Raw genomic sequence first — 26,504 nt, forward strand, 5'->3', positions numbered from 1 at the left:
CCAGGCACGAGAAGCAGCACCCCGCCGCCCGACGCGAAGAATCAGCGGTGCTCGACACGGCACGTAGGACGGCGGCCACACACCCAGCCGTAAAAAGCGACCGCGCCACCCGGCACAAGAAGCAGCACCCCGCCGCCGCTCAACCCGGAGTCAGCCGTGCCCGGCACGACCCAGAAGGACGGCGACCTCTCGCCCCGGTCTGAAAAGCGACCGCGCCACCCCACCAGGCACGAGAAGCAATGCCCCTCGCCGTCCAACCCGAAGAGCCAGCCGTGCCCGGCATGACGCAGGGGACGGTCGCCCCGCACCACCCGCCACGAGGAGCGTCAGCAGCACCCGGCATGGCACCAGGAACGGTCGCCTTGGCCCTCCGAGCACGACAGGGGGCAGCATCGCCCCATCGGCGTGAGCAGTGGTCCCCCGCGTCGGCCGCCGCGACGGGAGTCCGAGCCCCGGCATCGCGCGAAGGGCAGTGGCCCCGCACCCCCGGGCATGAGAAGGGGCCGCCCCCGGGCGTGAGAAGCGACGGCCCCCGTCCGCCCCGGCGCGGAGAGTGGCCGTGCCGCCCCATCGGGCACGGGAAGCGATCGGCCCCCAGCCCGCCGGGCACAAGGAGCCCTGCCCCGCGCCGCACCCGCACCCGCACCCGCACCCGATCGAGCCCCCTCCCCTCCTCACCCCCCGCCCCCTGTCGTAGACTCGAACGTGAAACGGATCACTATCCGGATGGGTTAGTTGAAGTTTCACCAATCAAGGGCGTACTGTCCATGACATCGCTTGAACCCCACGAGCGCCCCGTTGTGCAGTCCGGAAGGTACGCCGCATGTCTCTCGTTCTTGACCCCGCCGCCCAGGACCTCCTCTTCCGCGAGGCCCGCACCGCCAACACGTTCACCGACGAGCCGGTGACCGACGAGCAGGTCCAGGCGATCTACGACCTGGTCAAGTTCGGCCCCACCGCCTTCAACCAGAACCCGCTGCGCGTCACCCTGGTCCGCTCCCCCGAGGCCCGCGAGCGCCTGGTCAAGCACATGTCCGAGGGCAACCAGGCCAAGACCGCCGCCGCCCCGCTCGTCGCGATCCTCTCCGCCGACAACGAGTTCCACGAGGAGCTCCCGGCGCTGCTCCCGCACTTCCCGCAGGCCAAGGACCTCTTCTTCGGCGAGCGCCCGGTCCGCGAGCAGTCCGCCGTCATGAACGCCGCCCTCCAGGCCGCGTACTTCATCGTGGGCGTCCGCGCCGCCGGTCTGGCCGCGGGCCCGATGACCGGCCTGGACTTCGCCGGCCTCCAGAAGGAGTTCCTGGACGCGGACCACACCCCGCTGATGGTCGTCAACATCGGCAAGCCGGGCGAGGACGCCTGGTTCCCGCGCTCCCCGCGCCTCTCGTACGACGAGGTCATCACCACCGTCTGAGCACGGACGACGGCGCCACGACGGCGCGCGGAAGGCCCCGCACTCCTCGGAGTGCGGGGCCTTTTCCGTACCTGAGGACCGGAGTCCCTCCAGCGGTCCCTACGCCTTCTTCGCCTGGAGCGAGCCGGCCATCTCGGCGAAGCGCTCGAACGAGGCGGTGCCGGTGACGACCGTCGTCGCGCCGCCGTCCGTCCGGACGAGCGCGTCGTACTTCGGGCCCTCCCAGCGCTGCCAGACCTCACCGGCCACCGTCTGGGTCTTCCCGGTGTTCTTCGCCTGCTGGGTGACCTTCGGCACGAACGTCCCCGGTGAGGTCGTCGACTGGTGGATCGCCACGTACTGGGTGTCCGGGGAGAGGAAACCGAGCTGCCAGGCGTCGCCGTCCCCGCGCTTGTACGAGACGACCGTCGCCTTCCACCCCTCACCGAGGCCCTCGGGGGCCAGCACCGGATACGGCGCCGCCCGCTGGGCCGTCAGGAGTTCGACCCGGTAGTCCTTCGCCGGGACCGGGTCGGCGCCCTCGTCGTGCGGGATGAAGTAATACATCACACCCGCGGCGACCAAGATCACCCCGAGGGACTGGATCATCCCGCGTACCGTCTGCCTGCCTCGCTTAGCTGCCACGCACACCATGGTCGCATCAGGGTCTCGCGCTCATACGTGGGCCCCTCTGCTCATTTTATCGGCCTAGCGATAGAGTCACAGCACCCTCTTTTTTTTCCGGCCGTCGCCGTACAGAAAGGTGCGTTCCGATGACCGAGCAGCAAAACCTGCCGCCCGAGCTCCTGGTCTCCCCGGAGGCCCCCGACCGCAACCTCGCCCTCGAACTGGTCCGTGTCACCGAGGCCGCCGCCATGGCCGCGGGCCGCTGGGTCGGCCGCGGCGACAAGATCGGCGCGGACGGCGCGGCGGTCAACGCCATGCGGACCCTGATCTCCACCGTCTCGATGAACGGCGTCGTCGTCATCGGCGAGGGCGAGAAGGACGAAGCCCCCATGCTCTTCAACGGCGAGCGGGTCGGCGACGGCACCGGCGCCGAGGTCGACATCGCCGTCGACCCGATCGACGGGACCACGCTCAACGCCAAGGGGATGCCGAACGCGATCGCCGTCCTGGCCGCCGCCGACCGCGGCACCATGTTCGACCCGTCCGCGGTCTTCTACATGGACAAGCTGGTCACCGGCCCCGAAGCCGCCGAGTTCGTCGACATCGACGCCCCCGTCTCGGTCAACATCCGCCGGGTCGCCAAGGCGAAGAACTCCTCGCCCGAGGACATCACGGTCGTCATCCTCGACCGCCCCCGCCACGAGGGCATCGTCAAGGAGATCCGCGAGACCGGCGCCCGGATCAAGTTCATCTCGGACGGCGACGTGGCCGGTTCGATCATGGCCGTCCGCGAGGGCACCGGCGTCGACATGCTCATGGGCGTCGGCGGCACCCCCGAGGGCATCATCTCCGCCTGCGCCATCAAGTGCCTCGGCGGTGTGATCCAGGGCAAGCTGTGGCCGAAGGACGAGGCCGAGCGGCGTAAGGCGCTCGACGCGGGCCACGACCTGGACCGGGTGCTCTCCACCGACGACCTGGTCAGCGGCGAGAACGTGTTCTTCGTCGCGACCGGCATCACCGACGGCGAGCTGCTGCGCGGGGTCCGCTACCGCGCGGAGACCGCGACCACGCAGTCCCTCGTCATGCGCTCGAAGTCCGGCACGATCCGCCAGATCGACTCCACGCACCGGCTCTCGAAGCTGCGCGCGTACAGCAAGATCGACTTCGACCGGGCGAACTGACCGGGACGGTCCGGCCGGACGAACGGATCCGGTGGACCGGCCGGGAGGACGACTGGACGGTACGAAGAGGGGCGCCCCCATGTGCGGTGGGGGCGCCCCTTCCCGTACGGGTCGGACGCCCTCGGTCCGGGCGCCGGTCCCGTCGTCAGCCCGCCTGCGCGATCCGCTCGCCCGCCGTGGCCTTCCGCATCTCCACCTCGCGGCGCCTGCGCCGGGCGAGGGCGACCCGGCGCTCGGCGGCCGTCAGCCCGCCCCACACCCCGTACGGCTCGGGCTGGATCAGCGCGTGCTCGCGGCACTCGATCATCACGGGACAGCGTCCGCAGACCCTCTTGGCCGCCGCCTCGCGCGCCAGCCGCGCGGCGGTGGGCTCCTTGGAGGGGGCGAAGAAGAGTCCCGCCTCGTCCCGGCGGCAGGCGGCCTCACCGTGCCAGGGCCCGGCCTCGTCCTCCCGGGCAGGGGCGCGCTGTGGGGGGACGGCGGCGACCTGGAGGGGCTGATGCGGCAGTTGCAGCACGGTCTACTCCTGACGACGGCTTCGCGAGCGAGCGGCGATGCAGCAGCCCTACCCGCTGTACGCGTGCCTATGCACCGCGTACCGAGCCGTTCCGCACTGCGGAGACCCGACGACGAATTCCGGTCACCCCGAAGGGGGTTCCCCGGAGTCAGTCGAGGTGCTTGCGCAGCCGGTCCTGGAGATTGGTGATCCACTTGCCGCGCTTGGGTCTGGCCTCCACGTTCCCGAAGACGGAGTAGCCGTTGATGACGACGACGGGGGCCTGGGGATCGACGCCCTCCAGGGTCACGACCTCGAAGTTTCCGAAGACCCCGCTGCCGTTGCCCCGCAGGCTGATGTTCTCCGGGACGCGCACCTCCACGTTCCCGAAGATCGACGTGGCGTTGATGGTGGTCAGGCGCTGGGCGAAGATCGCCTCGGTCAGGTCGATCTCGATGTTCCCGAAGAGCGCGAACGCGTTCGTCCGGCGGCCCACCCGCCAGCGGCCCTTGCGGGTGGTGCTGGAGAAGACCGCGACGAGGTTGTCCGCCGGGCCCTCGGAGTCGTCCGGGCCGTACGCGAACGCGGGCTCGGACTCCTGGTGGGTACGGGCGCCGGGCAGATCGCGGACGATCGGCTCCAGCTCCCCGACGGTCTTCGCCCGGTACACCGCGTCGATCCGGTCCGAGTGCTCCTCGGCGTCGAGGCGGCCCTCGGCCAGGGCGTCCCTGAGGATGTCCGCGATCCGGTCCCGGTCCGCGTCCGAGGCCCGCAGCGAGCCCGGCGGATCGGCGAAGACGGTCTCGGCCGGGGCGGTCTCGGCGGGCGAGACCTGGCGCTGCGGCTGCGGCTGGATGTCGGGTTCGGGCTTCTTTTCGAGGTCCACGGACCCAGCCTAGCGAAACGCGATAGATCGCGACCAGGGGGCGGGGCCGCCGCCTGTGGAAAACCCGCCGCGCGCACCGCCGTTCGAAGCACGATGTCCCGCCGGACAGCCCGCGAGCCCGGCCCCGTAGAGAGCCACCCGCACCCCTCGCACCTCCTCCGCCTCCCACACCCACCGCACCCACCGCACCCACCGCACCCACCGCACCCACCGCACCCAGAGCCGTACCAGACCCGACCGGATCCCGGCCGACCCCGACCCCACCCCGACCGGAGCCCCACCCGACCCCCACCGGCCGGAAAGGCCGGTGGGGCCGGTGGAGCCCAAGTGAGCCTTACCTCACAGGAACGCACCGCGGCCCGCGTTCTACGCTGGAGGGCGCACGGCCAACGGAGGCGGTGCGCCGTCTTTGCCGAGTGAGGAATGGCCCCCATGCCAGAGTTTGCGTACTCCGATCTGCTCCCCCTGGGAGAGGACACCACGCCCTACCGGCTGGTGACCTCCGAAGGCGTCTCCACCTTCGAGGCCGACGGCCGTACGTTCCTCAAGGTCGAGCCGGAGGCACTGCGGACGCTGGCCGCCGAGGCGATCCGCGACATCCAGCACTTCCTGCGCCCGGCGCACCTGGCGCAGCTCCGCCGGATCGTCGACGACCCCGAGGCGTCCTCGAACGACAAGTTCGTCGCCCTCGACCTCCTGAAGAACGCGAACATCGCCGCCGCGGGCGTCCTGCCCATGTGCCAGGACACCGGCACCGCGATCGTGATGGGCAAGCGCGGCCAGAACGTGCTGACCTCGGGCCGCGACGAGAAGGCCCTGTCGAAGGGCGTCTACGACGCCTACACCAAGCTGAACCTGCGGTACTCGCAGATGGCCCCGGTGACCATGTGGGAGGAGAAGAACACCGGCTCGAACCTGCCCGCGCAGATCGAGCTGTACGCGACCGACGGCGGCGCGTACAAGTTCCTCTTCATGGCCAAGGGCGGCGGCTCCGCCAACAAGTCCTTCCTCTACCAGGAGACGAAGGCCGTCCTCAACGAGGCGAGCATGATGAAGTTCCTGGAGGAGAAGATCCGTTCGCTGGGCACGGCCGCCTGCCCGCCGTACCACCTGGCGATCGTCGTCGGCGGCACCAGCGCCGAGTTCGCGCTGAAGACCGCGAAGTACGCCTCCGCGCACTACCTGGACGAGCTGCCCACCGAGGGCTCGGCCGAGACCGGCCACGGCTTCCGCGACAAGGAGCTGGAGGAGAAGGTCTTCGAACTGACGCAGCGGATCGGCATCGGCGCGCAGTTCGGCGGCAAGTACTTCTGCCACGACGTCCGGGTGGTGCGCCTGCCCCGGCACGGCGCCTCGCTGCCCGTCGCCATCGCGGTGTCCTGCTCGGCCGACCGCCAGGCCGTCGCGAAGATCACCGCCGAGGGCGTCTTCCTGGAGCAGCTGGAGACGGACCCGGCGCGCTTCCTGCCGGAGACCACCGACGAGCACCTCTCCGAGGAGAGCGACGTCGTCACGATCGACCTCAACCAGCCGATGGACGACATCCTCGCCGAGCTGACCAAGTACCCGGTCAAGACGCGCCTCTCCCTCAACGGGCCGCTGGTCGTGGCGCGCGACATCGCGCACGCCAAGATCAAGGAGCGGCTCGACGCGGGCGAGGAGATGCCGCAGTACCTGAAGGACCACCCGGTGTACTACGCGGGCCCGGCCAAGACCCCCGAGGGCTACGCCTCCGGTTCGTTCGGGCCGACGACGGCGGGCCGGATGGACTCCTACGTGGAGCAGTTCCAGGCGGCGGGCGGCTCGAAGGTCATGCTGGCCAAGGGCAACCGCTCGCAGCAGGTCACCGACGCGTGCGGCAGCCACGGCGGCTTCTACCTGGGCTCCATCGGCGGCCCCGCCGCCCGGCTCGCCCAGGACTGCATCAAGAAGGTCGAGGTCGTCGAGTACGAGGAGCTCGGCATGGAGGCGGTCTGGCGGATCGAGGTCGAGGACTTCCCCGCGTTCATCGTGGTGGACGACAAGGGCAACGACTTCTTCCAGAACCCGGCCCCGGAGCCGACGTTCACCCACATCCCGGTCCGGGGCCCGGGTCTCGGCTGACCGTCACCACCTCCCGCGAAGGCGGGACGGACGCCCCTCGGTCCTACGGGACGGAGGGGCGTCCGTCGTGTGGCGGGGCGCTCGCCACACCGAGGGCTTCGCGGTGCGGGTCGGCCGGTCGGCCAGTCAGTCGGTCGGCCAGTCGGCTGGTCGGCGGGCTGTGCGCGTGCTCGTCGGCCGATCCGTCCGGCGAGCGATCCGCCCGGCAGGTCGGCGCGTACGGGACGGAGCGGCGCGCGGAGACCGGGGCCGAGGCGTACGCGATCATCCCGGACATCCCGTACACCGGCGGCGGCGGCGGCGACGGCACCGGCCTGGGCCTGGAGGGCGGCCGAGGGCCGGTCCCGGGCCGTGGCTAGCCTGGCGCGCATGACACTTCCCACCCGGACCGCCCCCGTCCTCGCCGTGCTCCTCGCGGGGGCGCTGCTCACCGGCTGCGGCGGCCCCGAGCCCCTCGCCGGGGCCACCCCGGGCCCCCGCCCCCCGTCCGCGCCCGCCTCCACGCCGTCCGGCGCGAGCGCCGTCGCGCGGGTCGGGGCGGACGGCAGCGCCTGCCCGCTGCCCGTGAGCTTCGGGATAGCCGCCGGATGGAAGCCCCGGGCGGTCGAGGCCCCGAAGGACCCGGACTTCGCCGAGCTGCTCCGTCAGGGGCCCGCCGAGATGGTCTGCGAGATCGACGCGAAGCCCGCCGGGAACATCGGCTTCCTGCGGGTCTGGACGGTGCGCGACGGGAACCCCGGGACCGCGATCGAAGCCTTCGTGAAGGCCGGGGAGCAGCCTTACGGAATCACCATCCAGGAGACCACGGCCGGGACGGGGGCGGGGTCCGCGCTCGCCGCGGAGGTGCGGTACACCGTCCTTGACGAGCCCACCCAGGAGCAGAAGAAGCAGCGGGCGTTCGCCGTCGCCGCGCCGGGCGGCACGGTGATCGTGCACCTCGGCGGCTTCGACACGGCGGAGCACCAGGCGATGCTCCCGGCGTACGAACTGGCCCGTACGAGCCTGAAGACGGCCCCCTGAGCCCTACGGGAGGCCCTGGAGGGCCTCGACGGGCCGGGGCCCCCGCCCCCCGGTGAGGGGGCGGGGGCCCCGGCGTCCGCTCGGGTCACCCGGACTCCTGGTCCACGGTGTCCGCTCGGGTCACACGAACTTCTGGTTCGCGGAACCGTCGCAGTTCTGGAGGCGGACCGGCTGCTTCGCCGCGCTCTGGGTGAGGCAGAGACCGGTCGCGGCGGCGGGACGGATCGTGGCGCCGTCACGGACGAACTTCTGGTTGGCCGCGCCGCCGCAGTTCCAGACGATGAGCGCCTTGCCCGTCTGGTAGACGGCTCCCGGCACGTCCAGGCAGCGGTCCTGGGTCAGCTGGGTGTGGACGGTGCCCCGGGCGGAGTCGTACCACCAGCCCTGGTTGCGTCCGCCGTGGCAGTCCCAGCCGAGGACGGCGGTGCCGTTGGCCGAGGAGGAGGAGTCGACGTCGAGGCAGTTGCCCGTCGCCTGGTTCCTCAGCGGCTGGTAGGCGTCGTCCCAGGCCAGCGGGAAGAGCGTCGGCGTCCCGGAGGAGTTGACGTCGGCGCAGCTCGCCTCGCGGGCGCCCGAGCCGTAGATCTGGGTGAGGCAGGACGCGAAGGCCGCGTGGCCGCGCGCGTTGGGGTGGAAGGACTGCCGGACCGAGTTCTCGTCCGGCAGGCCCGGCTTGGAGAGGTCGATGTAGAGACCGCGCGCCCAGGTGTCCTCCATGCAGACCTCGTGGCCGTGGAAGAGGCGCGAGTTGTCGAGGTAGACGGCTCCGGTGGAGGCGGCCACCGCGCGCATCCCCCGCTCGAAGGCGGGCACGGCGGTGTTGCGGCCCCAGACGGTGTCGGAGTCGTAGCCGAGGCCGCCGCAGATCAGCTTGCCGGGGAAGTCGGGGTTGTCCCTGAAGTCGGGGCCGATGGGGCTGGGGTAGCCCATGACGACGAGCTTGTAGTCGCCGTCGGCGTACCCGGCGTCGCGCATGACGGTCTTGAGGTCGCGGACGGTCTGCTCGACCTTGGGCACGAGCGCGTCGACGCGTGCCTGCCAGCCGGAGGCGTACTTGGGTTCGCAGGTGCCCTGGCTGAGCAGGTAGCGGGTGACGCAGTCGGTCATGACGGGACCGAACTGGAGGTCGTCGTTGGCTCCGGCGACGAGCAGGACCATCTTGATCCGGGTGTTGCGCGCCTTGATCGCGAGGCTGTCGCTCTGGACCAGTTCGTCGGCGTACTGCTTGGAGCCGCCGATGCGGATGTTGCCGGTGTACGCGCCGGAGCAGGCCACGTTGAACGTGAGGTCGGCGGGGATGCCGGTGCGGTGGATGGCCGCGTCGGGCGAGCGGTGACACCAGTTGGTCGGGCCGTTCGTGGGCGACTCGTAGCTGCCGACGCCCTCGCCGGAGATCTCGCTGTCGCCGAGGGAGATCAGGCCGGTCTTGCGCTGCGCGAGCGGACGCTCGGCCGGGTCGCCGTAGATCCTGGTGGCCTCGGCGGCGCGGATCGCCTCGAGGTCGGGCGGCAGGGGTGCGACGGTGACGGCGGAAGTGCCGGTGACCGTCGCCGCGGCGGGGCTCGCCGCGGTCATCGAGCCGAGGGCCGCGGCGGCTGCGGCGACGACGGCGATGGGCCAGCGGAGTCTGTACCTGGTGCGCTTCATTGCGCCTCCTGGAAGTGGGGTTACCCACGGTTTTTACTGGCCGGTACGCCCGATGGGAATACATGGAACAAGACAAGTGCTCATCTTTTCTGGGAGGTTGAGAGACATGAACGAGAACGACCAGGCCGAGGGCTACCGGACCGAGCACGACTCGATGGGAGAGGTACGGGTCCCCGCGCACGCGAAGTGGCGGGCCCAGACCCAGCGGGCGGTGGAGAACTTCCCCGTCTCCGGCCAGCGGCTCGAACGCGCCCACATCGAGGCGCTGGCCCGGATCAAGGCCGCCGCCGCCCGGGTCAACGCCGACCTCGGGGTGATCGACCGGGACCGCGCGGACGCCATCGCCTCGGCCGCGGCGGAGGTCGCCGGGGGGCGCTGGGACGAGCACTTCCCCGTGGACGTCTTCCAGACCGGCTCGGGCACCTCGTCGAACATGAACGCCAACGAGGTCATCGCCACCCTCGCCACCGAGCGGCTGCCGGAGGGGCGCGAGGTGCACCCCAACGACCACGTGAACGCCTCCCAGTCGTCCAACGACGTCTTCCCCTCCTCCATCCACATCGCGGCCACCGGCGCCGTCACCGGCGACCTGATCCCGGCCCTCGATCATCTGGCCACCGCCCTGGAGCGAAAATCAGCCGAATTCGCGACGGTGGTGAAGTCCGGCCGCACCCATCTGATGGACGCCACGCCGGTCACCCTCGGCCAGGAGTTCGGCGGTTACGCGGCACAGGTCAGGTACGGCGTCGAACGGCTGCGCTCCGCGCTCCCCCGGCTCGCCGAACTCCCGCTCGGCGGTACGGCGGTGGGGACCGGCATCAACACCCCGCCCGGCTTCTCCGCCGCCGTCATCGCGGAGGTCGCCCGCGCGACCGGACTGCCGCTGACCGAGGCCCGCGACCACTTCGAGGCACAAGGGGCGCGGGACGCGCTGGTGGAGACGTCCGGGCAGCTCCGCACGGTCGCGGTCTCCCTCACCAAGATCGCCAACGATCTGCGCTGGATGGCCAGCGGACCCCGTACCGGACTCGCCGAGATCAACCTCCCCGACCTCCAGCCGGGCTCCTCGATCATGCCGGGCAAGGTCAACCCGGTGATCCCCGAGGCCGTCCTCATGGTGGCCGCGCAGGTGACCGGAAACGACACCACGGTGGCGGTGGCGGGCGCGGCGGGGAACTTCGAGCTCAACGTCATGCTGCCGGTGATGGCGAAGAACCTCCTGGAGTCCGTGCGCCTGCTCTCCCGGGCGTCGCGGCTGCTCGCCGACCGCACGGTGGACGGGATCACGGCCAACGTCGAACGGGCCCGGGAGTACGCCGAGTCCTCGCCGTCCGTGGTCACCCCGCTGAACAAGTACCTCGGCTACGAGGAGGCCGCCAGGATCGCGAAGAGGTCCCTGGCCGAGCGGAAGACCATCCGCCAGGTGGTGATCGAGTCCGGCCACGTGGAGCGCGGCGACCTCACGGTCGAGCAGCTCGACGAGGCGCTGGACGTGCTGCGCATGACCCGGCCGTGAACCCGGCCGTGCGGGCCCCCGCCCACCGAACGCAAGTGACCAGTGGGTAGGGGCAGGCCGGTAGCCGACCTTTCGTGATCTGTACCGCAGCGGTCGCGGAAGCTCGCCCCTAAGATCTGCGCATGACAGGATCGGACGGCTCCCAGCACTGGGCGCCGGGGGATCACATCCTCTGGCGCTACCGCGGCAACGGCACCGGAGCGGTGCACATCTGCCGACCGGTGACGGTCGTGCGCGACACGCCCGAGCTGCTCGCGGTCTGGATGGCACCCGGCACCGAGTGCGTCCGGCCGGTGCTCGTGGACGGGACCTCCGTCCACGACGAGCCGCTCGCCACCCGCTACACGGCCGCCCGCACCACGGAACGCGCGCGCTGGTCGGGCAGCGGGGTGCTGAAACTGGTCCGGCCCGGCGAGCCGTGGTCGGTGTGGCTGTTCTGGGACCGCGGCTGGCGGTTCCGCAGCTGGTACGTGAACCTGGAGGAACCGCAGGTCCGGTGGGCCGGCGGGGTCGACTCCGAGGACCACTTCCTGGACATCTCCGTCTATCCGGACCGCAGCTGGCTGTGGCGGGACGAGGACGAGTTCGCGCAGGCCCAGCGGTCCGGACTGATGGGCCCCGAGCAGGCCGGGCGGGTCCGGGCGGCCGGGCGGCTCGCGGTGGACCGGATCACCTCCTGGGGCGCGCCGTTCGCCGACGGCTGGGAGGACTGGCGGCCCGATCCGGAGTGGAAAGTTCCGGAGTTGCCGGCCGACTGGGACCGCACACCGGCGCACACGGCACCGTGAGACCCTTGATGCGCCCCCGGGGTTCAAACGTAGGATCGTCCTCCGCACGGCGGAGGCGGATCCGACGGCACTCCGGACCGGCTTGACGGCGCGTCGGACCGGACCGACGGCACGTCAAGGTTCCACCGCAGCGCAGGACCTGACCAGAAGTCACCCATGAGGGGGAGAGCAGTGCCGGACGTGTGCCCGGGTGTTCCCACCCCTGCCGTTGCCGCCGCTCTCGGAGCGTCCACATCCACCGCCCAACAGGGGTTTAGTCCCGCTGAAGGCGCGGCATCGGCGAGAAGAGCGAGTGCATCGCACCACCGGCCCGGACGGACGGAACCCCACGCGTGACGGAGCATCCCACCTCCCACGAAGGCCGGCAGCCCCTGGCTGCCCGGCCGCAGGAACACGCGCGCCCCCGCCAGGAGGCGCCGGTCGGCCTGCCCTCCGACGCGCCCGCCCCCTCGGGCGGACCGGCGGTCCCGGCGCCCGCACCCATCCCCCCGGCGGACGCCCCGCCGCCTCCCCCGGCACCCGGCGCGGTCGCCGTCGCCGTGTCGCCGCAGCAGTCCGGCGGTGCCACCACCATGCGGCGCGAGGGCGAGCGGCTGCGGTTCGTCGGGGCGGCGACCCGGCGCATCGCGCGCGGCATCGACCTGGACGAGATCGTCCTGGGCCTCTGCCGGGCGACCGTGCCGACCTTCTCCGACGAGATCCTCGTCTACCTCCGCGATCCGCTGCCGGTGGGCGACGAGCGCCCGGTGGCACCGTTCGTGCTGCGGCTGCGCCGCACGGACCGACTGCGGCTGAGCGACCTGGAGGGCGAGGAGCTGACCCTCGTACCCGATCCCGACCCGACCCCCGCGGCCGAACTCTGCGAGGTACGGGCCGGTGGGGCGCTGGCCGAGGTGCTGCGCGGAGTGCGGCCGGTCTTCGGCGACTCCGCCGCCGCGAAGGCGGCCCTGACGGAGCTGCTCGGGGTCGAGCACCCGCTGCCCGGCGGGCTGCGGGCGGTCCTGGCGCCGCTGCGCGGCAGACGCCGGGTGATCGGCGCGGCCGTCTTCATGCGCCGCGCCGAGCGGGCCGGTTTCGAGCCGAACGACCTGCTGGTCGCCGCGCAGCTGGCCACGCACACCGCGCTCGGCATCGACAAGGCGGTGCTGTACGGGCGCGAGGCGTACATCGCGGACGAGCTCCAGCGGACGATGCTGCCGGACTCGCTGCCGCAGCCGACCGGCGTCAAGCTCGCCTCGCGCTACCTCCCGGCGGCCGAGACGGCCCGGGTGGGCGGCGACTGGTACGACGCGATCCCGCTGCCCGGCAGCCGGGTGGCGCTGGTCGTCGGCGACGTCATGGGCCACTCGATGACCTCGTCGGCGATCATGGGCCAGCTGCGCACCACCGCGCAGACCCTCGCCGGGCTCGACCTGCCGCCGCAGGAGGTCCTGCACCATCTGGACGAGCAGGCGCAGCGGCTCGGCGAGAACCGGATGGCCACCTGTATGTACGCGGTCTACGACCCGGTCTCGCACCGGATCACGGTCGCGAACGCGGGTCACCCGCCGCCGATACTGCTCCATCTGGGTGGTCGTGCCGAAGTGCTGCGCGTTCCGCCCGGTGCCCCGATCGGGGTCGGCGGGGTGGACTTCGAGGCGGTCGAGCTGGACGCCCCGGCGGGAGCCACGCTGCTGCTGTACACGGACGGTCTGGTCGAGTCCCGGCTGCGGGACGTGTGGACCGGGATCGAGCAGCTGCGGGAGCGGCTGGCGGCGACCGCGCAGCTGACGGGTCCCGACCACTCGCCGCCGCTCGAAGCGCTCTGCGACGACATCCTGGACATGCTGGGGCCGGGTGACCGGGACGACGACATCGCGCTGCTCGCGGCCCGTTTCGACGGGATCGCGCCCAGCGACGTGGCGTACTGGTTCCTGGAACCGGAGGACGCGGCGCCGGGCCGGGCCCGCCGTCTCGCCCGGCGGGCGCTCACCCGCTGGGGCCTGGAGGAGCTGACGGACTCGGTCGAGCTGCTGATCAGCGAGGTCGTGACGAACGCGGTGCGGTACGCGGAGCGGCCGGTGACCCTGCGGCTGCTGCGGACGGACGTGCTGCGCTGCGAGGTCGGCGACGACTCGCCGCAGCTCCCCCGGCAGCGGCGCGCCCGGGACACCGACGAGGGCGGGCGCGGTCTGTTCCTGGTGAACCGGCTGGCCCGGCGCTGGGGCGCGACCCGGCTGTCGAGCGGCAAGGTGGTCTGGTTCGAGCTGGCGACCCCCTAGGGGCCCGGGAGAGCGGAACGGAAACGGTGGCGCGCGTCCCTGATGGGGGCGCGCGCCGCCGTATGCCCGGGGTCCGGGACCGCCCCGCCCGTACGGCCCCGGCCCATCCGTCCGGACCATCCGTCCGGGTCACCCTCCCGTACGCGCGTGCGGGTCAGCGGTTGCCGATCTTCCGTCGGCGGAGTTGACTTCGGTGGTGGACGCAGCGCCCCGACCCCTGATCCCCCACCGACGGGAGGACGCTCGTGACCTACACGACGAACAACGCCGGGAATCCGATCGAGAGCGACGAGCATTCGCTGACGGTCGGACCCGACGGCCCGGTCCTGCTCCAGGACCACTACCTGATCGAGAAGATGGCCCAGTTCAACCGGGAACGGGTCCCGGAGCGCGTGGTGCACGCCAAGGGCTCCGGCGCGTACGGCTTCTTCGAAGTGACGCAGGACGTCAGCCAGTTCACCCGGGCGGTGCTCTTCCAGCCGGGTGCGCGCACGGAGATGCTGGCCCGGTTCTCCACGGTGGCGGGCGAGCAGGGCTCCCCGGACACCTGGCGGGACCCGCGCGGTTTCGCCCTGAAGTTCTACACCGACCAGGGCACGTACGACCTGGTCGGCAACAACACACCGGTCTTCTTCGTCCGGGACGCCACCAAGTTCCAGGACTTCATCCGCTCGCAGAAGCGGCATCCGGTGACGGGGCTGCGCGACCACGACATGCAGTGGGACTTCTGGACGCTCTCGCCGGAGACCGCGCACCAGGTGACCTGGCTGATGGGCGACCGGGGCATCCCGAAGTCGTACCGGTACATGAACGGCTACGGCTCGCACACCTATCTGTGGATCAACGCCGGTGGTGAACGCTTCTGGGTGAAGTACCACTTCCTGACGGACCAGGGCGTCGACTTCCTGCCGCAGGCGGAGGCGGACGCCCTGGCCGGTACGGACGGGGACCTGCACCGCCGGGACCTGCACGAGTCGATCGCGTCCGGGAACGCTCCCTCGTGGACGCTCAAGGTGCAGGTGATGCCGTTCGAGGCGGCGGCGGACTACCGCTTCAACCCGTTCGACCTGACCAAGGTGTGGCCGCACGGCGACTTCCCGCTGATCGAGGTCGGCCGGATGACGCTGGACAGGAACCCCGAGGACTTCTTCGTCCACATCGAGCAGGCGGCCTTCGAGCCCTCGAACATGGTGCCGGGGATCGGCCCCTCGCCGGACAAGATGCTGCTCGGGCGTCTCTTCTCGTACCCGGACGCCCACCGGTACCGGATCGGCCCGAACTACGCGCAGCTGCCGCCGAACCGGCCGCACGCGCCGGTCCACTCGTACGCGAAGGACGGGGCCATGCGGTACGAGGCCTCGACGACCGCCCGGCCGTACGCGCCGAACTCGTACGGCGGTCCCTCGGCCGACTACGGGCGCTTCGGCGAGCCCGCGAGCTGGGCGGCGGCGGGCGAGCTGGTGCGGGAGGCGTACACGCTCCACGCGGAGGACGACGACTGGGGGCAGCCGGGCACCCTGGTCCGCGAGGTCCTCGACGACGCGGCCCGCGACCGGCTGGTGTCGAACATCGCCGGGCACCTGAAGGCGGGGGTGAGCGCCCCGGTCCTGGAACGGGCGGTGGAGTACTGGCGGAACGTGGACCGGGCCCTCGGCGACCGGGTGGCCAAGGAGGTCGGCGTCGGCTGACCCGGCACCACGGCCGTACGGCCGAGGGCCGGACCCCTGGTCGGGGTCCGGCCCTCGGTGTGCCGTCACTCTCCTGGACGGGTGCCGTTCTGCTCGCCGCCGCCTCCGCCGTCCGGCGGGCCGGTGGTGGGCGGCGGGGAGGTCGGTTCCCCGGTCGCCGGGGGCTCGGTGGTCGGCGGGGGCGTGGTCTCCGGGGTCGTCGGCCGGGTCGGCGGGACGGTGGTGGGCGCGGTGGTCGGCGGAGCCGTCGTGGGCGGCGACGTGGTGGTCGGCGTCTGGGAGGGCTCCCCGGACGTCTCGGTGGTGCGGGAGGGGTCCGGGTCCGGCTCGACCGGGTCCGAGCCGTCGGTCTCCAGGTCGAAGGCGGCGTCGGAGCCGCCGCCGAGGGCGGCGGTGGTGTAGGCGCCCCAGATCTGGGCGGGCGTACGGCCGCCGTTGGCGCGGCCCGGGTTGATGGTGCCGGTGAGGGTGACCTGGTTGCCCTTGGTGTCCTCGCCGAAGAGGGCGACGGCGGTGACCAGCTCGGGGGTGTAGCCGACGAACCAGGCGGAACGGTTGTTCTCGGAGGTGCCGGTCTTGCCCGCGGCCTGGTAGTCACCGGCGGCGCGGAGGCCGGAACCGTTCCGCACCACACCGGTCAGGCCCTTGGTGACGGTGTCGGCCGCCTCGCGGCTGATGACCTGCTCGCCGATGGCGGGGGCGGGGGCGACCGTGCGGTCCCGGTGGGCGGCGGACTTCACCAGGGTCGGGGTGACCTTCACGCCGTGGTTGTCGAGGGTGGCGTAGACCCCGGCCATGTCGAGGGTGGAGGCGCCCATGGTGCCGAGGGACATGGCGGGCGTCTGGCCGAAGTCCTGGCCGTCCTTCATGCCGAGGGCGAGGGCGGTCTTCTTGGTCTTCGAGGGGCCGACGTCCACGATCATCTGGGCGAAGACCGAGTTGATCGAGTTGTTGGCGGCCTTCTGCACGGTGACGGGGCCGTAGCTGCGGTCGTCCTCGTTCTCCGGGGAGAAGGGGATGGTGCTGCCGACGACCGGGCGCTTGCTGGTGCCGTCGTAGACGGTGCCGAGGCCGATCTTCCGGCCGTCCTGGGTGGTGGCGCCGTTGTCGATCGCGGAGGCCAGGACGATCGGCTTGAACGTCGAGGCGGGCTGGTAGTCGCGGCGGGTGGCGTTGGAGAGCCAGTGCTCGGTGGCGCCGACACCGCCGTACATCGCGACGACCGCACCGGTCTTCGGGTCCACGGAGGTGGCGCCCGCCTGCACGGTGGCGTCCTTCTTGTCGCCCTCGCGGTCGAGCTTGGCCTCCAGCTTGTCGTCCACCGCCTTGACGAGGGCCTTCTGCTTCTTCTCGTCGATGGTGAGGGTGATCGTCCAGCCGCCGGCCTTGATGTCCTCCTCGCTGACGCCCTGGCGCATCAGCTCCTGGTTGGCGGCCTCGACGATGTAGCCGGTCTGGCCCTCCATGCCGGGGGCGGGCCGGGGCTTCTGCGGGACCGGGAACTTCATCCCGGCGCGCTCGTCGGCGGAGAGCCAGCCCTCGCCGACCATGTTGTCGAGGACGTAGTTCCAGCGCTGCTCGACGAGCTTGCGGCCGGTGGTGCTGGCGGAGGTCCAGTCGTACTGGTTGGGCGCCTGGAGCAGCGAGGCGAGGTAGGCGCCCTGGGCGGTGGTGAGCTGGGTCGCGTCGACGCCGTAGTACGAGCGGGCGGCGGCCTGGATGCCGTAGGCGCTGCGCCCGTAGAAGCTGGTGTTCATGTACCCGGCGAGGATGTCGCTCTTGCTGGTCTCCTGGTCGACCTTGAGGGCGATGACCATTTCCTTGAGCTTGCGGGTCGCCGTCTGGTCCTGGCTCAGGTAGTAGTTCTTGACGTACTGCTGGGTGATCGTCGAGCCGCCCTGCTTGCCCTTGCCGGTGATGGTCGACCAGGCGGCGCGGGTGGTGCCCTTGATGTCGACGCCGTTGTCCTGGTAGAAGCTCTTGTTCTCGGCGGCGACGAAGGCCTTCTGGACCTTGTCGGGGATCTTCTCCAGACCGACGATCTCGCGGTTTATCTTGCCGGTGCGGGCGAAGATCTTGCCGTCGGCGTACTTGTATATGTTGCTCTGCATGGTCGCCTCGGCGTTGGCCTTCGGCACCGGGACCATGAGGTAGACGACGTACAGGGCGCCCATGGCGAGCAGGCAGAAGACGAAGAAGGTGCCCAGGAGCTTCTTCCAGGAGAAGAGGCGGCGCAGTCCGCGTTTCTTCGCCTTGCCCTTGTCAGGTCCGCCCATGTGTCCTGTCGCTCCGCTCGTCGTGTGTACCGGCACCCCGGTCCCCGTCCCGCCCGCTCCGGGCGCGCTCAGCTAGCCAGCTAACACCGGGGACGCGGACAAAGAACAACCGATCACGCCTTTTCAGGACGTGAGAATCAGCACCCATGTCCAGAGGAACCGACGTGCGGGCACACCGGATGGTTGCCTGAAGGCCTCATTCCGTTTATCCGGAGGCTCTATACATACGGCGTATACACCCGGTGTACAGTGACCGCCATGTCCATCGGTCACACCCTCCTCGGGCTCCTGGAGTCCGGCCCGCGCCACGGCTACGACCTCAAGCGCGCCTTCGACGACAGGTTCGGCCACGACCGGCCGCTGCACTACGGCCAGGTCTACTCGACCATGTCCAGGCTCCTCAAGAACGGCCTCGTCGTCGTCGACGGGGTCGAAGCGGGCGGCGGCCCGGAGCGGAAGCGGTACGCCATCACCGACGCGGGCATCACCGACGTCGCCCAGTGGCTCGCCACCCCGGAGAAGCCGGAGCCGTACCTCCACTCCGTCCTCTACACCAAGGTCGTCCTCGCCCTGCTCACCGGACGCGGCGCCGCCGGGCTCCTCGACACCCAGCGCGCCGAGCACCTGCGCCTGATGCGTGAGCTCACCCGGCGCAAGCGGGACGGCGACCTCGCCGACCAGCTCATCTGCGACCACGCCCTGTTCCACCTGGAAGCGGACCTGCGCTGGCTGGAACTGACCGCCGCCCGCCTCGACCAGCTCGCCGAGGAGGTCCGCCGATGACCGCCGGACCGCTGCTCCTCGCCACCGGCCTCGACAAGGCCTACGGCCCCACGCCCGCGCTCGCGGGCGCCTCCTTCGCCCTCCGGGCGGGCGAGGTCGTCGCCGTCATGGGCCCCTCAGGCTCCGGCAAGTCGACCCTGTTGCACTGCCTGGCCGGAATCGTCCGCCCCGACGCGGGCACCATCACCTACGGCGGACGCGAGCTCACCGCCCTCTCCGACACCGCCCGCAGCTCCCTGCGCCGCACCGACTTCGGCTTCGTCTTCCAGTTCGGCCAGCTCGTCCCCGAGCTGACCTGCGTGGAGAACGTCGCCCTGCCGCTCCGGCTGGGCGGCGAGAAGCGGAAGCCCGCCGAGGCCAAGGCCGCCGAGTGGCTGGCCCGGCTGGAGGTCGAGGACATCGCGGGCAAGCGCCCCGGCGAGATATCCGGGGGCCAGGGGCAGCGGGTCGCGGTCGCCCGCGCGCTCGTCGCCGCCCCCCGGGTGATCTTCGCCGACGAGCCCACCGGCGCCCTCGACTCCCTCAACGGCGAGCGGGTCATGCGGCTGCTCACCGAGGCCTCCCGGGACACCGGCGCCGCCGTCGTCCTCGTCACCCACGAGGCCCGCGTCGCCGCCTACTCCGACCGCGAGGTCGTCGTGCGCGACGGAGCCGTACGGGACGCGGAGTGGGCCGCGTGAAGCTCCGCACCTGGGCCCGCGACCTGGGACTCGGCGCCCGCTTCGCCGTCACCGGAGGCCGCCCGGGACTGCTCCGCACCCTGCTGACCGCGACCGGCGTCGGCTTCGGCGTGACCCTGCTGCTGCTCGCCTCCTCCCTGCCGAACATGATGTTCCAGCGGGAGGTGCGCGACTCCGCCCGCGCCGTCGACGCCAGCGGGCGGGTCGAGTCCCCCGGGCCCACCACCTTCCTCCACCTCACCCGGGCCACCGTCTACCGGGACGCCTCCGTCTCCGGGCTGCTGCTGCGGCCCGACGGCGACGCGCCCACGGTCCCCCCGGGTGCGGACGCCTTCCCCGCGCGCGGGTCGATGCTGGTCTCCCCCGCCCTCCGCGAGCTGCTCGGCTCCCCCGAGGGCGCCCTGCTCAAGGAACGCCTCCCCTACGAGATCGCCGGAACCCTCGGGAAGGACGGCCTCATCGGCCCGTCCGATCTGCGGTACGTCGTCCACGTCGGCTTCCTCACCGACGACAACGCCGACGGGCGCGGGGTGAGCTACGGCTGGTCCGTGCCCGAGGAACCCTTCAACGGCTTCCTCCTGCTCCTCGTCGTCGTCGCCTGTGTCGTCCTGCTCCTGCCCGTGCTCGTCTTCATCGCGACCGCCGTCCGCTTCGGCGGCGAACAGCGCGACCGGCGGCTCGCCGCCCTGCGCCTGGTCGGCGCCGACATCGCCATGACCCGGCGCATCGCGGCGGGCGAGTCCCTCGCGGGCGCCCTGCTCGGCCTGCTGGCCGGCGTCGGGCTCTTCGCGGTGGCCCGGCGGTTCGCGGGCGCCTTCACCGTCTGGGACGTCAACGCCTTCCCGTCCGACGTCGTCCCGATGCCCGCGCTCGCCGCGCTCGCCCTCGCCTCGGTCCCGGTGGCCTCGGTCGTCGTCACCCTCTTCGCGCTGCGCGGAGTGGCGATCGAACCGCTCGGCGTCGTCCGGACCTCCACCCCGCGCCGCCGCAGGCTCTGGTGGCGGCTGCTGCTCCTCGCGGCGGGCGTCGCCCTGCTGGTCCGGATGACGGGCGGGGTCGAGATCACCGACACCGGCATCGACACGGCGGGCGTCGTGGGCGGCACCGCCCTGGCCCTGATCGGCCTCACCACCCTGCTGCCCTGGCTCGTCGAGGCGGGGGTGAAGCGGCTGCACGCCGGACCCGTGGCCTGGCAGCTCGCGGTCCGCAGGCTCCAGCTCAGCAGCGGCACCGCCGCCCGCGCGGTCAGCGGCATCGTCGTCGCCGCGACCGGGGCGATCGCGCTCCAGATGCTGTTCCAGGCGATGGAGACCGACTTCACCCAGGCGTCCGGCGAGGACACCGGCCGGGCCCGGATCGCGGTCACCACCGACGCCCGGACCTCCGCCGAGGCCCGCGCGACGATCGACCGCGTCGCCCGGACCGAGGGCGTCACCAAGGTCATCGGCGTCATGGAGACCCATGTGTGGCGGGCCGGACCGCTGCGCGAGGGCGAGGAGTTCGCCCCGATCACCCCCATCCGGGTCGGTGACTGCCCCTCGCTCCGGGAGTTCGCGAAACTGCCCTCCTGCGAGGACGGGGACGTCTTCATCCTCCTCGCGCGCGGCGCCCAGGGCGCCCCGCCGGACTCCTGGGTCACCCGGACCGCGCACGCCGGGGCCACCGTCGCCCTGCGGGACCCGCATCCGCTGCCGGACGCGCCGAAGCGGCCCGCGGGCACCCGGCCGCCCCAGTGGCGCGTCCCCGCCGACGCGCGGACCGTGGACTCCCGCCCCGACCCGACGGGCACCTACCAGTACGGCGTCCTCGCCACCCCGTCCGCGATCGACGCCACCCGGCTCGACGAGCCCGAGGCGCTCGCCATGGTGCGGCTCGACCCGGCCGTGCCCGACGCCGCCGAACACGTACGGAACACCGCGGCGGCCATCGACCCGACGTCCTGGGTCCGCACCCTCGCCGACACCGAACGGGACGCCCGGTTCAGCAGCGTCCGCACCGGCATCATCGTCGGCTCGACCCTGACGATGCTGCTGGTGGCCGCCTCGCTCCTGGTGACCACCCTGGAGCAGCTCAGGGACCGCGGGCGGCTGCTGTCCTCGCTCGTCGCCTTCGGCACCCGGCGCTCCACGCTGTGCTGGTCGGTGCTGTGGCAGACGGCCGTGCCGATCGTCCTCGGACTGCTCCTCTCCGTGGCGGGCGGTCTCAGTCTCGGCCTCGCCCTGCTGCGCATGAGCGGGCAGCGGGTCCAGGACTGGTGGGTCTTCCTGCCGGTGGTGGGCATCGGCTTCGGCCTGATCGCGGCCGTGACGCTGCTGAGCATCCCCGCGCTGTGGCGCCTGATGCGCGCGGACGGCCTGCGCACGGAGTGACCCTCCGGGCAGATGTACGAGGAAGGGCGGCGGTTCCTGGCACCGGGGGGTTCCAGGAACCGCCGCCCTTCCTCGCGTACCGGCGGAGAAGGCGCGCGAGGGCCGGGAGCGGACCCGGCTTCCCGCCCGCGCGCGGACCGGCACACGTGGCCGGGGCGCGGGGCGGTCCCTTCCCGCAGCCCGCGCGCCTGCCGACCGAGCGCCGGGACCCGGCGGCGCGGGAGCGGCGGACCGGCGGACCGGGAGCGGCGGACCGGCGGACCGGCGGACCGGCACCGACGGGTGGGGCGGGGCCCTCAGGAGCCGCCGTCCGCCACCCGGACCGGCAGCCCCCGCATCTCCTCCCGCAGGGCCTGCGCCAGCTCGCCGAACTCGGCGTGCCGGGCGGCCCCGGTCCGCATCGCCAGGGCGACCCGCCGCGCGGGCGCGGGTCCGGCGAACAGGCCCGTGCGCAGGGCGCTGTTGCGGGCGGTCTCGACCGTGACGGCGGTGCGCGGCAGCAGGGTCACCCCGAGGCCCCCGGCCACCAGCTGGACCAGGGTGGAGAGCCCCGCCGCCGTGGTGGTGACCTCGGCGCCGTCGGCGCGCCCGGCCTCCCGGCAGATGTCGAGCGCCTGGTCGCGCAGGCAGTGCCCCTCGTCGAGGAGCAGCAGCCGGAGTTCCCTCAGCGCCTCGCGGGGGATGTCGTCCCGGCCCGCCAGCGGATGGTCCCGTGGGGCGACCAGGACAAAGTCCTCGTCGAAGAGCGGGAGTTCGGTGACGCCGGGCACACCGAGGGGCACCGCGAGCAGCAGCAGGTCGAGGCGTCCGGCGGCGAGTCCCTCCAGGAGCGAGGAGGTCTGTTCCTCGTGGACCTGGAGGTCGAGGTCCGGATAGCGCCGGTGGACCAGGCGCAGCACGGTCGGCAGCAGGTACGGGGCGACGGTGGGGATCACCCCGAGCCGCAGCACCCCGGTGAAGGGCGCCTGTGCCGCCTCCGCCTCCTCCATCAGCTCGGACACCGCGTCGAGGACCGCCCGGGTGCGGACCGCGAGCCGTTCCCCGGCGGGCGAGAGCAGGACCTTGCGGGTCGTCCGTTCGAGGAGCTGGACACCGAGGGTCTCCTCGAGTGCCGACACCGCGCCCGAGAGCGCGGGCTGGCTCATCCCGATGGCGGCGGCGGCGTCGCGGAAGTGCAGGTGCTCGGCGACCGCGGCGAACGCCCTGAGCTGGGAGAGGCTCGGCTGCTTGGCCCGGTTCTGGGGGTGCGGGGGACTGTACGGGGATGCCACTGATAACCACCTTCGATCAACACGAACCACTCTAGCTATTTCCCTGATCAATGCACCCCGTGCCATGCTGTGACTTGTCCAACCCCCACGGAAGACCCCAAAAGGGACCCTTCCTGCCTGCAAGGAGAGCGCGTGCTCACTGTCGGTGACAAGTTCCCCGCCTACGACCTGACCGCCTGCGTGTCGCTGGAGAGCGGCAAGGAGTTCGAGCAGATCGACCACAAGTCCTACGAGGGCAAGTGGCGCGTGGTGTTCTTCTGGCCGAAGGACTTCACCTTCGTCTGCCCCACCGAGATCGCCGCCTTCGGCAAGCTGAACGACGAGTTCGCCGACCGCGACGCCCAGATCCTCGGTGTCTCCGGCGACTCCGAGTTCGTCCACCACGCCTGGCGCAAGGACCACGCCGACCTGCGTGACCTGCCCTTCCCGATGCTGGCCGACTCCAAGCACGAGCTGATGCGGGACTGCGGCGTCGAGGGCGAGGACGGCTTCGCCCAGCGTGCCGTCTTCATCGTGGACCCGAACAACGAGATCCAGTTCACCATGGTGACCGCCGGTTCCGTCGGCCGTAACCCCAAGGAGGTCCTGCGGGTGCTCGACGCCCTGCAGACCGACGAGCTGTGCCCCTGCAACTGGAACAAGGGCGAGGGCACCCTCGACGCCGCCTCGCTCCTCTCGGGCGAGTGAGCTGACGTGGCTCTCGACGCACTCAAGTCCGCCCTGCCGGACTTCGCCAAGGACCTGAAGCTGAACCTGGGTTCGGTCATCGGCAACAGCGAGCTGCCGCAGCAGCAGCTCTGGGGCACCGTCCTGGCCTGCGCGATCGCCTCGCGCTCGCCGAAGGTCCTGCGCGAGCTGGAGCCCGAGGCCCAGGCCAACCTCAAGCCCGAGGCGTACCAGGCCGCCAAGTCCGCCGCCGCGATCATGGCGATGAACAACGTCTTCTACCGGACCCGGCACCTGCTGTCGGACCCCGAGTACGGGACGCTGCGCGCCGGTCTGCGGATGAACGTCATCGGCAACCCGGGCGTCGACAAGGTCGACTTCGAGCTGTGGTCGCTGGCCGTCTCCGCGATCAACGGCTGCGGCCAGTGCCTGGACTCGCACGAGCAGGTCCTGCGCCAGGCCGGTGTCGAGCGCACCACCATCCAGGAGGCCGTCAAGATCGCCGCGGTGATCCAGGCGGTCGGCGTCACCCTCGACGCGGAAGCGGTGCTCGCCGCCGAGTAGGCCGACGGTCCGGTCCCGGCCGAGCGAGGCCGGGCGCGGTCCGAACCGTACGAGAAGGGCCCCGGGGCAGCACGCCCCGGGGCCCTTCCGTCCTGCCCGGCGCACCGGGCGGGGTCACTTCTTGAGCGCCTCCAGCAGCGCCAGCACGTCCTGGGACATCGGGACCTCGATGCCGGAGAGGTCGACCGGATCGGTCTCCTGGATCACGGTGCCGTCGGCTTCGGTGCTGTACTGCCGGTACAGGGCCAGCTCGATCTCGGCCGGCCCGTCGAGGACCCGCAGCTCACCGCCCTCACCACCGCGGTCGTCGAAGAACGCCTGGTCGCCGATGCCGTCGATCGGGGTTCTCAGCTCGTAGTACTTCGCGCGCGCCTCGAACTCCGGCCCCGGATCCGTCACCTTGTGCAGGGTGTAGGTCAGGGAGAGCTGATAGCCGGATTCGGTCGAGCCGAAGGCCATGTTGCACGAGGACGTGTGGAGGGCCGGCTCGTTCAGCAGACCGCCGTCCCCGGCTCCACCGGGCTTGCCCAGGATGCCGCTGAGCGCCTTGAACTCCGTCTTCCCGCAGAGGTTGCCCCCCGACTCCTTGTACCCCCGCAGGTCGGGCCCCCGCTCCCCCCGCTGCTCGGACGCGTAGAGCCCAGCGCCCCAGACCGCCGAGGCGAGCACCGCGCCGCCGAGCGCCCACAGCCACGGGCGCCGGGCCCGGGGGGCGCGCGGCGGACGGACCTCCGTCAGCACCTCGGCCGCGTCGAACCCCGTGCCGCCGTCGAGCTCCGGCTCGGATATCACGTGTCCTCCCCCTTGGCGGCGAGCGTGCCGGGGGCAGGCGTCGGCGCCACTTCGTACGCGGTCGCCCCGCGCGGCTCCGGCGTGCTGCGGAGCGCCTGCTCCGTACTGTACGCACGGAGGTAGCCGACCACGGTGTTGGCGACGGCGACCAGCGGCACCGCGACGACGGCGCCGCCGATGCCCGCGGTCAGACCGCCCGCGGCGACCGCGAGGACGACGGCCAGCGGGTGGACCCGCACCGCGCGCCCGAGGATGAACGGCTGGAGGACATGGCCCTCGATCTGCTGGACCGCGAGGACCACGACGAGCACCATCAGGGCGGTGAACGGCCCGTTGGTGACGAGGGCGACGACACAGGCGAGCGCCCCGGAGAAGACCGCGCCGACCAGCGGGATGAAGGCGAAGAGGAAGATGAAGACGGCGAGCGGCACCGCCATCGGCACTTCCAGGAACCAGAGTCCGAGACCGATGAAGACGGCGTCGATGAGGGCGACGAGCACCGTTCCCCGCACATAGGCGGTGAGGGTGCGCCAGGCGCGCGGCCCGGCTCCGGCGACGCCCGGCCGTGCCTGGGCGGGCACCAGCTTGAGCGTCCACTCCCAGACCTTCTTCCCGTCGTACAGCAGGAAGAGCGTGGAGAACATGGCGAGCAGGATGCCGGTCATCGTCTCGACGACGACCGTGACGCCCTGGAGTCCGACCTGGGTGATCTGCTCGGCGTTGGCGCCGACGGAGTCGCTGAGGTTCTTCGCGATGCCGTTGATCTGCTGCTCGGTCACATGGAAGGGGCTGTCGAGCAGCCAGCGCTTCAGCTCCTCGATCCCGCCCTTGATCTGGTTGGACAGGTTGTCGATGTTGTCCACGACCTGCCAGACCACGAACCAGCCGACCAGGCCCATCACCACGAAGCCGGAGACGGCGGTGACGGCGGTGGCGAGCCCGCGCGGCAGGCCCTTGCGCCGGAGCATGGTCACCGTGGGCTGGAGCAGGGCGGTGACGAGGAGCGCGGCGACGAAGGCGAGGACGACCAGCTGGACGGAGCTGATCACCTTCATCAGGACCCAGAGGGTCCCCGCGAAGACGAGGAGGCGCCAGCTCGCCTCGGCGGCCACCCTCATGCCCCAGGGGATCGCGTCGACCGGATCGGGCCGGGCGGCGACCGCCGGGGCGTAGGCGGGGGGCGCGGGGACGGAACGGCCGGACGCGGACCCGGTCGTGCCCGGGAGGGGCGCGGCGGTGTCCGGGTCCAGGTCGGGCGTCCGCCCGGCGGCCCCGGCCGGATCCCCGGCGGTCCCGTGGGGTCCGACCGGTTCGTCGCGTTCCGCCTCGGCCCTGCGCTCCTCGAGACGTTCACCCATGCGGCTCAGGTCCGCGCCCAGCCGTCCCAGCCACCCTGGCACTCTCGCCATCTCTTTCCTCTTCCCCCCGACGTCTCCGTTCCCACCGGCTCCCCGGAGGCGATGGACCTTCGAACCTACACGCACGAAGCCCCTCACC

General features: G+C 71.8%; 21 protein-coding genes. 13 read left to right on the forward strand and 8 right to left on the reverse strand.

Going from position 1 to position 26,504, the window contains the following annotated elements; translation table 11 throughout:
- Nucleotides 1-823: 823 nt before the first annotated feature.
- Complete coding sequence (locus ACFXGN_RS23525; protein WP_384862496.1) at nucleotides 824-1,414, forward strand: malonic semialdehyde reductase; 591 nt, start codon at nucleotides 824-826, stop codon at nucleotides 1,412-1,414.
- Between the two features lie 99 nt (nucleotides 1,415-1,513).
- On the opposite strand, the gene ACFXGN_RS23530 is transcribed toward ACFXGN_RS23525, so the two are convergent.
- Nucleotides 1,514-2,038 carry a DUF4245 domain-containing protein gene (locus ACFXGN_RS23530; protein ID WP_384862498.1) on the reverse strand — a complete coding sequence of 175 codons (525 nt, stop codon included), beginning with the start codon at nucleotides 2,036-2,038 and terminating at the stop codon, nucleotides 1,514-1,516.
- A 128-nt stretch (nucleotides 2,039-2,166) separates the two neighbouring features.
- On the opposite strand from ACFXGN_RS23530, the gene glpX reads away from it, so the two are divergent.
- The gene (gene glpX, locus ACFXGN_RS23535; RefSeq protein ID WP_384862501.1) at nucleotides 2,167-3,201 is read left to right on the forward strand and encodes a class II fructose-bisphosphatase; all 1,035 of its coding nucleotides are present in this window, start codon (nucleotides 2,167-2,169) and stop codon (nucleotides 3,199-3,201) included.
- 145 nt (nucleotides 3,202-3,346) lie between these two features.
- Here the strand turns inward: glpX and ACFXGN_RS23540 are convergent, their stop codons facing one another.
- Both ACFXGN_RS23540 and ACFXGN_RS23545 read right to left on the reverse strand, forming a co-directional pair.
- Complete coding sequence (locus tag ACFXGN_RS23540) at nucleotides 3,347-3,718, reverse strand: WhiB family transcriptional regulator (protein WP_384862504.1); 372 nt, start codon at nucleotides 3,716-3,718, stop codon at nucleotides 3,347-3,349.
- Nucleotides 3,719-3,866: 148 nt separating this feature from the next.
- Nucleotides 3,867-4,583, reverse strand: a complete 717-nt coding sequence (locus tag ACFXGN_RS23545) for a DUF1707 domain-containing protein (RefSeq protein ID WP_384862506.1) — start codon at nucleotides 4,581-4,583, stop codon at nucleotides 3,867-3,869.
- Nucleotides 4,584-5,015: 432 nt separating this feature from the next.
- Here ACFXGN_RS23545 and ACFXGN_RS23550 point away from each other — a divergent pair, with 432 nt between their 5' ends.
- On the forward strand, nucleotides 5,016-6,686 hold the full coding sequence (locus ACFXGN_RS23550; RefSeq protein ID WP_384862508.1) for a fumarate hydratase: 1,671 nt from the start codon (nucleotides 5,016-5,018) through the stop codon (nucleotides 6,684-6,686).
- A gap of 369 nt (nucleotides 6,687-7,055) precedes the next feature.
- Entirely contained in the window at nucleotides 7,056-7,706 is a 651-nt protein-coding gene (locus tag ACFXGN_RS23555) for a lipoprotein (RefSeq protein ID WP_384862509.1), read from the forward strand.
- Between the two features lie 120 nt (nucleotides 7,707-7,826).
- On the opposite strand, the gene ACFXGN_RS23560 is transcribed toward ACFXGN_RS23555, so the two are convergent.
- Entirely contained in the window at nucleotides 7,827-9,353 is a 1,527-nt protein-coding gene (locus tag ACFXGN_RS23560) for a ricin-type beta-trefoil lectin domain protein (protein ID WP_384862512.1), read from the reverse strand.
- Nucleotides 9,354-9,459: 106 nt separating this feature from the next.
- Between ACFXGN_RS23560 and ACFXGN_RS23565 the strand changes: the two genes are divergently transcribed.
- The 4 genes from ACFXGN_RS23565 (at nucleotide 9,460) to ACFXGN_RS23580 (ending at nucleotide 15,606) form a co-directional block, all read left to right on the forward strand.
- Nucleotides 9,460-10,869 carry a class II fumarate hydratase gene (locus ACFXGN_RS23565; RefSeq protein ID WP_384862515.1) on the forward strand — a complete coding sequence of 470 codons (1,410 nt, stop codon included), beginning with the start codon at nucleotides 9,460-9,462 and terminating at the stop codon, nucleotides 10,867-10,869.
- A 122-nt stretch (nucleotides 10,870-10,991) separates the two neighbouring features.
- On the forward strand, nucleotides 10,992-11,657 hold the full coding sequence (locus ACFXGN_RS23570) for a DUF402 domain-containing protein (protein WP_384862517.1): 666 nt from the start codon (nucleotides 10,992-10,994) through the stop codon (nucleotides 11,655-11,657).
- A 332-nt stretch (nucleotides 11,658-11,989) separates the two neighbouring features.
- Nucleotides 11,990-13,918: a SpoIIE family protein phosphatase gene (locus tag ACFXGN_RS23575; RefSeq protein ID WP_384862520.1), complete on the forward strand. Its 1,929-nt coding sequence runs from the start codon at nucleotides 11,990-11,992 to the stop codon at nucleotides 13,916-13,918.
- A 245-nt stretch (nucleotides 13,919-14,163) separates the two neighbouring features.
- On the forward strand, nucleotides 14,164-15,606 hold the full coding sequence (locus ACFXGN_RS23580) for a catalase (protein WP_384862523.1): 1,443 nt from the start codon (nucleotides 14,164-14,166) through the stop codon (nucleotides 15,604-15,606).
- Between the two features lie 65 nt (nucleotides 15,607-15,671).
- Here the strand turns inward: ACFXGN_RS23580 and ACFXGN_RS23585 are convergent, their stop codons facing one another.
- A complete protein-coding gene (locus ACFXGN_RS23585; protein ID WP_384862526.1) occupies nucleotides 15,672-17,882 on the reverse strand; it encodes a transglycosylase domain-containing protein in 2,211 nt (736 codons plus the stop codon).
- Nucleotides 17,883-18,140: 258 nt separating this feature from the next.
- On the opposite strand from ACFXGN_RS23585, the gene ACFXGN_RS23590 reads away from it, so the two are divergent.
- The 3 genes from ACFXGN_RS23590 to ACFXGN_RS23600 are packed head-to-tail and all read left to right on the forward strand — an operon-like array spanning nucleotide 18,141 to nucleotide 21,714.
- Nucleotides 18,141-18,665, forward strand: a complete 525-nt coding sequence (locus ACFXGN_RS23590; RefSeq protein WP_384862528.1) for a PadR family transcriptional regulator — start codon at nucleotides 18,141-18,143, stop codon at nucleotides 18,663-18,665.
- Complete coding sequence (locus ACFXGN_RS23595; RefSeq protein WP_384862531.1) at nucleotides 18,662-19,345, forward strand: ABC transporter ATP-binding protein; 684 nt, start codon at nucleotides 18,662-18,664, stop codon at nucleotides 19,343-19,345. The genes ACFXGN_RS23590 and ACFXGN_RS23595 overlap by 4 nt, the downstream gene beginning before the upstream one ends.
- Nucleotides 19,342-21,714 carry an FtsX-like permease family protein gene (locus ACFXGN_RS23600; RefSeq protein ID WP_384862533.1) on the forward strand — a complete coding sequence of 791 codons (2,373 nt, stop codon included), beginning with the start codon at nucleotides 19,342-19,344 and terminating at the stop codon, nucleotides 21,712-21,714. Before ACFXGN_RS23595 ends, ACFXGN_RS23600 begins: the two co-directional genes overlap by 4 nt.
- A 296-nt stretch (nucleotides 21,715-22,010) precedes the next feature.
- Here the strand turns inward: ACFXGN_RS23600 and ACFXGN_RS23605 are convergent, their stop codons facing one another.
- Nucleotides 22,011-22,985, reverse strand: a complete 975-nt coding sequence (locus ACFXGN_RS23605) for a hydrogen peroxide-inducible genes activator (protein ID WP_384862536.1) — start codon at nucleotides 22,983-22,985, stop codon at nucleotides 22,011-22,013.
- A 132-nt stretch (nucleotides 22,986-23,117) separates the two neighbouring features.
- Between ACFXGN_RS23605 and ACFXGN_RS23610 the strand changes: the two genes are divergently transcribed.
- On the forward strand, nucleotides 23,118-23,672 hold the full coding sequence (locus tag ACFXGN_RS23610) for a peroxiredoxin (RefSeq protein ID WP_351791181.1): 555 nt from the start codon (nucleotides 23,118-23,120) through the stop codon (nucleotides 23,670-23,672).
- Between the two features lie 6 nt (nucleotides 23,673-23,678).
- The gene (locus ACFXGN_RS23615) at nucleotides 23,679-24,215 is read left to right on the forward strand and encodes an alkyl hydroperoxide reductase (protein ID WP_384862539.1); all 537 of its coding nucleotides are present in this window, start codon (nucleotides 23,679-23,681) and stop codon (nucleotides 24,213-24,215) included.
- 114 nt (nucleotides 24,216-24,329) lie between these two features.
- Here ACFXGN_RS23615 and ACFXGN_RS23620 read toward each other — a convergent pair whose 3' ends face one another.
- Together ACFXGN_RS23620 and ACFXGN_RS23625 are read right to left on the reverse strand one after the other, a co-directional pair.
- The gene (locus ACFXGN_RS23620) at nucleotides 24,330-25,007 is read right to left on the reverse strand and encodes a hypothetical protein (protein WP_384862542.1); all 678 of its coding nucleotides are present in this window, start codon (nucleotides 25,005-25,007) and stop codon (nucleotides 24,330-24,332) included.
- Nucleotides 25,004-26,416, reverse strand: coding sequence for an AI-2E family transporter (locus ACFXGN_RS23625; RefSeq protein ID WP_384862545.1), 1,413 nt, complete (start codon nucleotides 26,414-26,416; stop codon nucleotides 25,004-25,006). Before ACFXGN_RS23625 ends, ACFXGN_RS23620 begins: the two co-directional genes overlap by 4 nt.
- Nucleotides 26,417-26,504 lie beyond the last annotated feature (88 nt).

This window comes from Streptomyces sp. NPDC059247 (genome assembly GCF_042754005.1).
Taxonomy (GTDB): Bacteria; Actinomycetota; Actinomycetes; order Streptomycetales; family Streptomycetaceae; genus Streptomyces.

Excerpts from the sequence above, each read along its gene's own strand:
- ACFXGN_RS23525 (WP_384862496.1), top strand. The coding sequence starts at position 824 with ATGTCTCTCGTTCTTGACCCCGCCGCCCAGGACCTCCTCTTCCGCGAG.
- glpX (WP_384862501.1), top strand. The coding sequence starts at position 2,167 with ATGACCGAGCAGCAAAACCTGCCGCCCGAGCTCCTGGTCTCCCCGGAG.
- ACFXGN_RS23550 (WP_384862508.1), top strand. The coding sequence starts at position 5,016 with ATGCCAGAGTTTGCGTACTCCGATCTGCTCCCCCTGGGAGAGGACACC.
- ACFXGN_RS23555 (WP_384862509.1), top strand. The coding sequence starts at position 7,056 with ATGACACTTCCCACCCGGACCGCCCCCGTCCTCGCCGTGCTCCTCGCG.
- ACFXGN_RS23560 (WP_384862512.1), bottom strand. The coding sequence starts at position 9,353 with ATGAAGCGCACCAGGTACAGACTCCGCTGGCCCATCGCCGTCGTCGCC.
- ACFXGN_RS23565 (WP_384862515.1), top strand. The coding sequence starts at position 9,460 with ATGAACGAGAACGACCAGGCCGAGGGCTACCGGACCGAGCACGACTCG.
- ACFXGN_RS23570 (WP_384862517.1), top strand. The coding sequence starts at position 10,992 with ATGACAGGATCGGACGGCTCCCAGCACTGGGCGCCGGGGGATCACATC.
- ACFXGN_RS23585 (WP_384862526.1), bottom strand. The coding sequence starts at position 17,882 with ATGGGCGGACCTGACAAGGGCAAGGCGAAGAAACGCGGACTGCGCCGC.
- ACFXGN_RS23590 (WP_384862528.1), top strand. The coding sequence starts at position 18,141 with ATGTCCATCGGTCACACCCTCCTCGGGCTCCTGGAGTCCGGCCCGCGC.
- ACFXGN_RS23595 (WP_384862531.1), top strand. The coding sequence starts at position 18,662 with ATGACCGCCGGACCGCTGCTCCTCGCCACCGGCCTCGACAAGGCCTAC.
- ACFXGN_RS23625 (WP_384862545.1), bottom strand. The coding sequence starts at position 26,416 with ATGGCGAGAGTGCCAGGGTGGCTGGGACGGCTGGGCGCGGACCTGAGC.